Here is an 8,608-nt window from a genome sequence, read left to right on the forward strand (position 1 = left end):
AGCACTCTAAAAATACACCGCGGGATGGAGCAGTAGGTAGCTCGTCGGGCTCATAACCCGAAGGTCATCGGTTCGAGTCCGGTTCCCGCTACTAAGTAAGTGCTTTCGGTAAGCACTCTAAAAATACACCGCGGGATGGAGCAGTAGGTAGCTCGTCGGGCTCATAACCCGAAGGTCATCGGTTCGAGTCCGGTTCCCGCTACTAAAAAAAGAGAATCAAATTTTGATTCTCTTTTTTATTATACCCGTTCCTGTAAAATATTATCCAAACATTCCTACTTTGTAATCTCCGGGCACCTGCTGGAAAGCAATATTGAATCTGTTCCACATATTAATTGTGTTTACGACTAAAGTAAGATCAATGATTTCTTCTTCAGAAAACTGTGTTTTAGCCTGTGCGTAGACTTCATCTGAAACGTAGAGACTGTTTACAGCTTCTGCATACTCCAGAGCAGCTCTTTCTCTTTCGTTGTAATAAGGCGTTTCTCTCCATGCGCTTAAACCATACAGACGTTGTTCTGTCTCGCCTGCAGCACGAAGTTCTTTCGAGTGCATATCAAGACAGTAAGCACAATGATTGATCTGCGAAATTCTAAAATTAATGAGTTCCATTAAATGGCTGTCAATCTTAGAATGTTTCAGATATTGAATGATTCCAAAAATTGGGGTGATTGCTTTTTTTCCTTTTTCGAATAAATTGATTCTTGGTTCCATAAGACTGTAAAATTTGATTGTTTATACCTTAATGACAATCGGGTTTTTATTTTTGGACATGATCTTCAAAAAAAAAGAAAAAAATTTCGTTTTGGATCTTTAACATAGATTACAAAAAAATCCTGCTTAAATAAAGCAGGATTTCAATATCATTTAATTATAAATAAAAATTACTGTGCTAACTGATTGAATGGCTTAAGAGCGTTATCATCAGCTGTAGCCTGACCCAAAAATTCTTTTTTCTGACCCAGCTTCATTCTTCCTGCTGCATCACCGCCATTAAAGTAAGCTTCACTTAATTTGGTAGAGACTTCAGTAGGTTTGAAATCGAATTTTGTATCACCTTCTACTCCAAGATATCCGTTCTTTTTGGTAAGATTAGTAATATAATTATTATAGTTGATCATTGTATCTCTGAACATGTTATTATGGTACTCCATGCATTTTTTAGCTTTTTTGGAAGAGTTGTTCAGAATACAGTTATTCATATTTCCTCTGTATAAGCGCCATTCCAGCTCGATTTTCCCGTATTCTTTGGCTAATGCAGTTTTTCCGTTGGATAAAATATTGGGATCACCTTCCTTATTGCTGATCTCTTGCAAAGCTTTGATTACTAATGGAACGGTGTTTTCAATTTTGCTTTTCGCTTCTCCTATCGTACTGAAATCTGCAGCCGGTGAACCTTTTTTCTGAGCCGTAGTCACATTAAAAATAAGAAGTAATAGTACAATCAATAAATTATATCTTTTCATGAGAAATTTTTAAAGCACTAAAATAAATATATTTTCTCAGTTTAAACAAATACATTTTAATTTTATTTAATAAAATTTAACAAGTTTTAAGAATTTCTTTTGTAATCTTAAATTTTACTGTTGAATTTTTAGCCAATAAAATTCTCTTCTTAAAAATTTAACAAATTTTAATAAAAAATATTATTCTGATTATCAATAGGTTATATTGTTTTGAGTTTTATCACTAAAAAAATAGTTGTTTGAATCAGTTTTATTTCTACTTTTGTATAACTAATTTCTTAGTGATATTGATTTTTACACAAATTAATATCATGGTAATGATAAAATGAACGGGATATGAAAATTCAGACTTTAACAAAAGCAGAAGAGCAGGTGATGCAGTATTTATGGAAACTCGAAAAAGGATTTCTAAAAGACGTCTTAGATCTTTTTCCTGAGCCTAAGCCGCACACCAATACGGTTTCTACAATATTAAAAGTACTAAAAGATAAAGAATTCGTAGACTACAGTGTTTACGGAAGACAGCACGAATATTTTCCTCTGGTTTCCCAGGAACAATATTCCGGAAAAACGATGAAGAGCCTTGTAAAAAATTATTTTAAGGGGTCTTATAAAAGTGCTGTTTCATTTTTGGTAGAAAAAAATGAAATGACCGTTGAAGATCTTGAAATGTTATTAAACGAACTCAAAAAGAAAAACTAGCCATGGAAGCAATTCTTCTGTACTTTGGAAAAGTAATTTTATGTTCCGGTGTAATGTTTCTGTATTATCAGTTGTCTTTAAAAGACAGGACATTTCATCATTACAACAGATTTTATTTGTTATCTGCCCTATTGATATCGATGCTGCTTCCTTTAATCAAGGTTGAAGACTTTACGATTGAAGTAAGTAATGATTGGTATAAGTTGATAGACCAGGTACAGAATTTTAAAACAACTAAAAACATTAGCAATGACCACATTTATTTTCGAAGTATTTTTTCAGCTTTGGGATTGGTTTCTCTCTATTTTTTAGGGAAATTTATCTACGGAATCTTCAGGATTCAACAGCTTAAAAAACAGTTTCAAAAAGAAAGTTTTGATGGGATTAATTTTTACCATACAAACTTATCCGAAGCTCCTTTTTCTTACTTTAAAAATCTTTTCTGGAAGAATTCTATTATGCTGAATTCTGAGATCGGAGAACAGATTTTAAAGCACGAAATGGTACATATTGAGCAGAAACATTCATTTGATAAAATTTTTATTGAAATCATCACTTCTGTTTTCTGGTTCAATCCTTTCTTTCATATCATTAAAAAAGAAATTAGTTTAATTCACGAATATCTGGCTGATAAAAAAGCCGTAAAACAATCGGACACAAAAGCATTTGCGCAGATGCTTTTAGCAAGCCACTTTTCCGGAACACAGTTGCCTGCGACCAGTCCGTTTCTAAGTTCAAACCTTAAAAAACGATTAAAAATGTTACAAAAACCTAAAACCAAATTCGGATATGCGCGTAGAATTTTTGCATTGCCGGTTTTATTTTCAGTGGCTTTTGCCTATCTGGTAAATGCTAAAAATACAGAAATTAAAGAAACAAATACCGAGATTGAGAAAGCCGTTTCTCAAATTCAAAAAGAAAATAAAATTCAGAAAGATACCATCACGCCCAACGCTTCCAAAAGTGATGTAACCATTACCCCCGGATACAAAAGAGCAGCTGATGATAAAAAAATTGCTGATCTGAGTAAAAAAATTGAAGAGAAAAGCAAGGTGTTAAAAGGCTTAAAGCCTGATAGCAAAGAGTTTGAAAAAAGCATAAGTGAGATTTCTGATTTATCAGGTGAAATTGCAAAAATTGCAAGCTCTCAGGATTTCTTGAAGTCTGCAATGGTCATCAGAATGGATGGGAAGAACGTCAATATCAATGATTATTTCAAATCAAAAGAATGGAAAGATAAAGTAAAGGGATTGGAAGATCTTAATATCGAAATTCCGGAGATTCCTGAAATAAATGTTGATTTTCCTGATGCTCCGCCATCACCGCCTAGCTATCCGAATGCTCCAAAAGCGCCGGATGCTCCAAGGGTAAAAGTGTATAAATTTAAAAATAAGCAAGATCTTAAATGGACTCCTGAAGCCGATATGGTTTTTAAATCTGCCGAAAAAGCAAAAGAATCCGCATCTACTGCCAAGAAAAGAGCTGAACTGGACAGGAAGAGAGCAAAATTAGAAGAGAAAAGAGCTAAACTGGAAGGGCAGAGAGCAAAGCTTGAGGCTGAAAGAAGAGTTTTGGAAGGCGATAACCGAAGAGTATATATCTATGGAAATAATACGTTTAAAAATTTTCCAAGTGATAAGCTGAAAAAAATCAATACTGCTGATTATAGTTATACAATGAATAGTGACAGAAAGAGTATTATTCTTTCAAGCATGAACAATCTGAATCCGGGAGACGATGTAAAGATTTATATCAATGGAAAAGAGTCTACCAAACAGGAAATGGATGCTTTGAAGCCTAACGAAATATCTTCTGTTACGATCAATAAAAATTCAAATAACGGAGGTGTAACTACAGGTAAAATTCAAATTCAGACCAAAAAATAAAGTTCCAACCGGCTTTGTCGATATCTGATACCTTCATATTGACAAAGCCTTTTTATTTAACAATATGAAAAATAATCTATTCCTTTTCATTTTCCTGAGTGTGCTGGTTAACGCGCAGGTAAACCGGTTTTACTACGACTACAAGTTTATTCCTGATTCCAACAATAAGGAAGAGGTAAAAAAAGAGATGATGTACCTGGATATCGATAAAAGCGGATCCAATTATTACAGCAGAGATAAATTTGTAGCAGATTCTACCTCCATGGCAGATCTTCAGAAACAAATAAAAGGAGGCTCCGGAAACATCAATATCAACAGAAGTGAAAGATCTGGTCAGGTTTCTTATAAAGTGACCAAGCAATATCCTGATTTTAAGACTTATCTGTTTACAAGAGTTTCTATGGATCAGTATAAAGTAAAAGAAGATAAAAAACCGGAATGGAAAATTCTTCCCGAAAAACAGAAAATCGGAGAATACGACACGCAGAAAGCAACCACAACATATGGAGGGAGAGAATGGATCGCATGGTTCAGTACAGCTATTCCTTTTCAGGATGGACCATATAAATTCTATGGGCTTCCCGGGTTGATTGTAAAGCTTGAAGATACTACGGGTTCTCATATCATGACACTGGTAGGAAATAAAAAGTTAGATACGCCAATTGCTGCTACAGAGCTGGATATGCCAGGAAATGTAAGAGTGATGGGAATCGGCGGAAAAGAACTGGAAGTAACCAATGATCAGTACAGAAAAGTATGGAAAGCTTATGTAAACGATCCTTCAAAGAATATGAGAGAAATGATGATGAGAAACGGAGGAGGAGATAATATGAAAGTAGCCTTCAAAGTAAAAACATCAGACGGAAAGGAAATTTCAGATCCTAATCAGGTTTTTAGAGAAATGGAAAAAAGAACCAAAGAATCTCTAGCTAAAAATAATAATCCTATAGAGCCGGATTTAGTAAAATAATAACATAATTTTTAATATAAAACAGGATGAACGTCATATTCATCCTGTTTTCTTTTTTTATATTTAAGGATAAAATGATATTCTTATGACAGAAAAAGAAAAATGTGAAGCAGGGCTTTTGTATAATGCGAATTATGATCAGGAATTAATCAATGAAAGAATAGCCTGTAAAGATCTCTGCTTAGAATATAATGGGTTAAAAAATTCTGATACTCAAAAAAGAGATGAGCTTATTAAAAAAATTATAGGAAAAACAAAAGATAATATTTGTATAGAGCCATCATTTTGGTGTGATTACGGATATAATATAGAAGTCGGTGAAAATTTTTATGCCAATCATAATCTTGTAATTCTGGATTGTGCACCTGTAAAATTTGGGGATAATGTTTTTATAGGTCCCAATTGCAGTTTTTACACGGCAGGACATCCTCTTGATGTTAAACAAAGAAATGAAGGTTTGGAATATGCACATTCCATCACAGTGGGAGATAATGTCTGGCTGGGAGGTAACGTCGTTATTTTACCGGGAGTTTCAATAGGGAATAATTCGGTAATAGGTGCAGGGAGTGTTGTTACAAAAGATATTCCGGAGAATGTAGTAGCAGTGGGTAATCCTTGTAAAGTAGTGAAAAGTATTAAAGAGGAAAACTCTTACTGATAATTATTTTTAATAATAAAAAATAAATTTATTTAGCTGTAAAAAAAGAAAAATATAATACACATTTGATGTTGTATAATAAATAATTGGCAATAAAGTCGGAATTGATTTAAATATTAAAATTACATTTAAAACTCTAATCAATATCTGTCATTTTTGGGCACATTTTTGGAATTAAGGTATCAGCAAGGTTTGATTAACCTGATATTTTAAAATCTAAAAAAAAAAAATGAAAAAAGTTATTGTCATATTTACTCTTTGTTTAGGGATGTTTTCTTTTGGCCAGAGTCAGCGTTTTATTTATGAGTATAGATTTATTCCTGATTCTACTGATGTACAAAATGTAAAAAATGAAGTAATGTATCTCGATGTAGATAAAAAGGGATCTAAATTCTATAGTTTTGACAGAGCAGACTCGGAAAAAAAAGCAATGGAGGATGCGCAGAAAAGTGAAGGGTTTGGAAAAGCAACTGAACTAAAGGGCGAGGTATCAACTGTTGTAGAAAAATCTTATCCCAGCTATAGTACTGTTTTTTTTAACAGATTGAATAATGATATCAATATGTATAAAGTAACTGATGACAGAAAGCTAAATTGGAAAATTCTACCTGAAAAAGAAAAAATAGGAGAGTTTACAGCACAGAAAGCAAGTCTTGATTTTGGAGGCAGAAAATGGACGGCATGGTTTACCACCGATATTCCTATTCAGGATGGACCTTATAAATTTAAAGGGCTTCCGGGTATGATTATTAAAGTTTCAGATCAGACAAATTCTCATGTTTTTGAACTGAAAGGAATAAAAAAACTGTCATCTGATCAATCCTGGATTAGTGAAAATAAAAAGGGAAATGAATATCAAAGAATCATTGCTGTAGATTTGAAAAAGTATAAAAAATTATTTCTTGAAGACAGAAATAATCCTGAAAAAATGGTCTCCCAGCCCTCATTTGGTAATGTAGTGATTGTTGGAGATAATGGGCAGCCCCTTAAATCTGGTGAACAGGCAAAAATATTAAAGAAATACTCAGATGAAAGAAATCTGAAAGATAACAATATCATCGAGCCTGATCTGCTACAATAAAAAAATACCCCGAAACTTTGTTTCGGGGTATTTTATGCTTTATGGTTTAAAATTTACGCCAGTTTCTGAGAATCAGCAATAAATTGAGCTAGACCGCTATCTGTTAGTGGGTGTTTCAATAAGCTCAAGATTGGAGGAAGTGGAGATGTAATCACATCTGCACCAATTTTAGCACAGTCGATAATGTGCATTGAATGACGGATAGAAGCTGCTAAAATTTCAGTTTCATACATATAATTGTCAAAAATCAATCTGATCTCCTGGATTAAGTTTAATCCGTCAGTTGAGATATCATCAAGTCTTCCCAGGAAAGGAGAAACATATGTAGCTCCGGCTTTAGCTGCCAAAAGAGCCTGTCCTGCAGAGAAAATCAATGTACAGTTTGTTTTAATTCCTTTGTCAGAAAAATATTTTAAAGCTTTGATACCATCTTTGATCATTGGGATTTTTACCACAATATTTGGGTGAATTGCTGCCAATTCATCACCTTCTTTGATCATTTCTTCATAAGTAGTAGAAAGAACTTCAGCAGAAATATCTCCATCTACGATCTCACAAATTGCTTTGTAGTGGTTTTTGATCGCTTCAGCACCCTGAATTCCCTCTTTTGCCATTAATGAAGGATTCGTTGTTACTCCATCAAGGATTCCAAGATCTTTCGCTTCTTTGATTTGTTCTAAATTCGCAGTGTCAATAAAAAATTTCATTTGTTTTACAGATTTATTTTTGCAAAGATAAACATTCCTTTCTGAGTGGAAAATTTTTAATTTTGGTTAGAAGTTAGAAGTTAGAAGTTAGAAGTTAGAAGTTAGAAGTTAGAAGTTAGAAGTTAGAAGTTAGAAGTTAGAAGTTAGAAGTTAGAAGTTAGAAGTGGAACGACGTTTATAAACTTCAATTTATGACTAATATAAAATATTGTAAATAGACAGTTAGTCTTCATACTGTCAGGCTGAGCAAGGTCGAAGCCTATTAAGTGAAAAAGTTACATCTGTATTGAATGACTTTATGAATTGCGCTTTCAAATTATGATTAGTATGAAGTGCTATAAAATAAATGGTTAGTATTAGCATTGTCAGGCTGAGCAAGGTCGAAGCCTATTGAATAAAAAAAATAATGCAGATTTTTATTTATGAAAAACAATCATTTCACAGCCCCGCTGGAGATTATCGGAATCAATCCTTTTGTATTTATTCCTGAAAAAGTTTTAAATGAAATATTTGAAGCAGCGAAAAAAAATAAAAGCCCGATTCCGGTAAAAGGAATGATAAATGGCAAAGAATTTAAACAAAATCTAATGAAGTATTTAGGGGAATGGAGGCTATATATTAATTTGACCATGCTAAAGAATTCTTCCAAAAGAATAGGCGAAGTGGTAGAAATTTATGTTGAATTTGATGACTCAGATCGTACAGTTCAAATCCACCCTCACTTAGATAAAGCGATTAGAGAAAATCCGGTTACCTTACAAAATTTTGAAAATCTTATTCCTTCACGAAAACTGGAACTGATCAGATATATCAATAATCTGAAAACAGAAGCCGGTATCCAACGGAATATTGAAAAAATCATCAGACATTTAAAAGGAGAAACTGATTTTTTCGGGAAGGAAATTAAGTGAAAATAAAAAACGGTTGAAATAACTAGAGCCTGTTTAAATTTTATGTGTATTATATTTATTGATTTTAAGAAGGGTTTTATCTAAGAGCATGTCTAAATTTAGTTCAAAAAATATCTAAGATTTCGATAGTTCGACAAGCTCACTACAGGCTAAGCTCAATCTGACACCGTTAAATCATACATTTAGTATTAGGTTTGTCAGTCTGAGCCTGTCGAAGACTAGAATTA

9 protein-coding genes and 2 tRNA genes are annotated in these 8,608 nt (G+C 33.2%); 8 read left to right on the forward strand and 3 right to left on the reverse strand.

All coding sequences use genetic code 11. The features are described from left to right. Positions 1 to 18: 18 nt before the first annotated feature. Both M2373_RS22365 and M2373_RS22370 read left to right on the forward strand, forming a co-directional pair. Positions 19 to 91 (forward strand) — tRNA-Met (locus M2373_RS22365). A gap of 38 nt (positions 92 to 129) precedes the next feature. Further along, positions 130 to 202: transfer RNA gene (locus M2373_RS22370), tRNA-Met, on the forward strand. Between the two features lie 59 nt (positions 203 to 261). Here the strand turns inward: M2373_RS22370 and M2373_RS22375 are convergent. Together M2373_RS22375 and M2373_RS22380 are read right to left on the reverse strand one after the other, a co-directional pair. Continuing rightward, positions 262 to 714, reverse strand: a complete 453-nt coding sequence (locus M2373_RS22375) for a carboxymuconolactone decarboxylase family protein (RefSeq protein WP_259113694.1) — start codon at positions 712 to 714, stop codon at positions 262 to 264. A gap of 170 nt (positions 715 to 884) precedes the next feature. Further along, positions 885 to 1,466, reverse strand: a complete 582-nt coding sequence (locus M2373_RS22380) for a hypothetical protein (RefSeq protein WP_259113696.1) — start codon at positions 1,464 to 1,466, stop codon at positions 885 to 887. 336 nt (positions 1,467 to 1,802) lie between these two features. Between M2373_RS22380 and M2373_RS22385 the strand changes: the two genes are divergently transcribed. The 5 genes from M2373_RS22385 (at position 1,803) to M2373_RS22405 (ending at position 6,763) form a co-directional block, all read left to right on the forward strand. Further along, on the forward strand, positions 1,803 to 2,168 hold the full coding sequence (locus M2373_RS22385; RefSeq protein WP_259113699.1) for a BlaI/MecI/CopY family transcriptional regulator: 366 nt from the start codon (positions 1,803 to 1,805) through the stop codon (positions 2,166 to 2,168). A 2-nt stretch (positions 2,169 to 2,170) separates the two neighbouring features. Next, complete coding sequence (locus tag M2373_RS22390; RefSeq protein WP_259113702.1) at positions 2,171 to 4,054, forward strand: M56 family metallopeptidase; 1,884 nt, start codon at positions 2,171 to 2,173, stop codon at positions 4,052 to 4,054. Between the two features lie 64 nt (positions 4,055 to 4,118). Then, positions 4,119 to 5,024, forward strand: coding sequence for a GLPGLI family protein (locus M2373_RS22395; protein WP_259113705.1), 906 nt, complete (start codon positions 4,119 to 4,121; stop codon positions 5,022 to 5,024). 85 nt (positions 5,025 to 5,109) lie between these two features. After that, on the forward strand, positions 5,110 to 5,682 hold the full coding sequence (locus M2373_RS22400; protein ID WP_259113708.1) for a sugar O-acetyltransferase: 573 nt from the start codon (positions 5,110 to 5,112) through the stop codon (positions 5,680 to 5,682). Between the two features lie 229 nt (positions 5,683 to 5,911). Then, complete coding sequence (locus M2373_RS22405) at positions 5,912 to 6,763, forward strand: GLPGLI family protein (protein WP_259113709.1); 852 nt, start codon at positions 5,912 to 5,914, stop codon at positions 6,761 to 6,763. Between the two features lie 53 nt (positions 6,764 to 6,816). Here M2373_RS22405 and fsa read toward each other — a convergent pair whose 3' ends face one another. Then, positions 6,817 to 7,470 (reverse strand): fructose-6-phosphate aldolase, encoded by a 654-nt coding sequence (gene fsa, locus M2373_RS22410; RefSeq protein WP_259113711.1) that lies wholly within the window; start codon positions 7,468 to 7,470, stop codon positions 6,817 to 6,819. 422 nt (positions 7,471 to 7,892) lie between these two features. Between fsa and M2373_RS22415 the strand changes: the two genes are divergently transcribed. Continuing rightward, positions 7,893 to 8,381 carry a YdeI/OmpD-associated family protein gene (locus tag M2373_RS22415; protein ID WP_259113712.1) on the forward strand — a complete coding sequence of 163 codons (489 nt, stop codon included), beginning with the start codon at positions 7,893 to 7,895 and terminating at the stop codon, positions 8,379 to 8,381. Positions 8,382 to 8,608 lie beyond the last annotated feature (227 nt).

It is taken from the genome of Chryseobacterium sp. JUb7 (assembly GCF_024806495.1).
GTDB lineage: Bacteria > Bacteroidota > Bacteroidia > Flavobacteriales > Weeksellaceae > Chryseobacterium.